The sequence below is a fragment of the Helicobacter didelphidarum genome (assembly GCF_003364195.1).
GTDB classification, from domain to species: domain Bacteria; phylum Campylobacterota; class Campylobacteria; order Campylobacterales; family Helicobacteraceae; genus Helicobacter_A; species Helicobacter_A didelphidarum.
In genome coordinates this window covers 1-1,350 of sequence record NZ_NXLQ01000135.1, presented here as the reverse complement: position 1 = coordinate 1,350, position 1,350 = coordinate 1, and the positions used below count along the sequence as shown (strand labels likewise).

At 29.7% G+C, this 1,350-nt stretch carries 2 protein-coding genes; both read left to right on the top strand.

Annotated features, from left to right (window positions below):
- Positions 1–6: 6 nt before the first annotated feature.
- Positions 7–120: a lipase family protein gene (locus CQA53_RS11500; protein ID WP_342767984.1), complete on the top strand. Its 114-nt coding sequence runs from the start codon at positions 7–9 to the stop codon at positions 118–120.
- 321 nt (positions 121–441) lie between these two features.
- Positions 442–1,350: lipase family protein (locus CQA53_RS11490; RefSeq protein ID WP_115544024.1), on the top strand; the 909-nt coding region annotated here is incomplete at its 3' end.

The following is a 1,350-nucleotide window of genomic DNA, read 5'->3' as shown; positions in this document are numbered from 1 at the left end:
CCTGCTATCATAGAATCTAAAAGCTTAAATATAGCAGGACATTCACTAGGTGGAGCATTAACGCAAATGCTTGCTTTAAGTCTATGTGATGATAGTAATAGAAAGGATTGTAGCTTATGAAAACATTAAAAATATTATATACTTGTTGGGTTGTGTTTTGGATATTTGTATGGATACTTTTACTTTTAATTGGACATAATCCAGATAGATTTGGGGAATTTCTTATAACGATGGGGTGGATAATTTTGCCTTTGTTGATATTTATACTTTATCGTTTATTTCACACCCGTAAGAGAAAGTTCTTTTATATAGCATTATTATTGCTGTTATATTACCCATTAGCTTATGTTATTTATTCTATTTATTATTTTGGAGCACAAGGATTTTTTATTAAAATATTAAGTATTATTTATTAAATCAAAATTTACAGGAGAAACCTATATGAAACAAGCAATCAATCATCTAAGAGACTATGCAGAACTTGCTCAAGCAAGTTATTTTTACTTTGATTTAGATGAATATGTATTACAAGATGATACTCCAATTACTTTATATGAAATCATAGCCTTAAATTATAAAGATAAAATGGCTGGAAAAAAAGAAAAGATAGGAAAAGAATATCATTTTGTTAGTAAAGATAAACTCAATGGAGAATTTGGAGAAATCCAAGCACAAAGATTTGCAAAACGCTATAAAATCTATTTTCATCAGCCAAACACAAGGTCTGGCTTTAGTGCTACTTTATTCTATGATACTCAAAAAGATATGTTTATAGTGGGATTTAGAGGCACAGAAGAGGGAAGAGATATTATCCAAGATATAGCCCTCTCTCTTAATGGTAATCTCCAATCTTTTGCTCTCCTTGACTTTCTTAAAGAAGTAAATCAATTTATTAAAATCTATAATAAAAGGATTATTTTTGTAGGGCATTCTTTAGGTGGGTATCTCGCACAAATGGCTTTGATATATTGTGATAAAAAATACAAAGATGAGTTATTGTTTAGCCCAAGTGAAGTTTATACCTTTAATGCACCTAGTATTTATGGTTGGAATTTTCCACACATTGCTATAAATCCAAATACTATAAAGATATTATTAGATTTTTTGGATAAAAATATTATTGATATTTCAAGCAAGCTTACTCATATTTATGACAATGGCGGTATTAAAATCATTGCTTCAGCCCAATATGGCTCAAGCAATAGACTACCTATCTATACAGGCAAGGATTCCCACTCCATTATCCCCCTCACTCAAACTCTCTACCTCTACTCCTATCTTTTAGAATTAGATTCTAATCATAACAAAGTCAAAGATAAAAGTTTATATGAGTGTATAGCGTATTGTAAT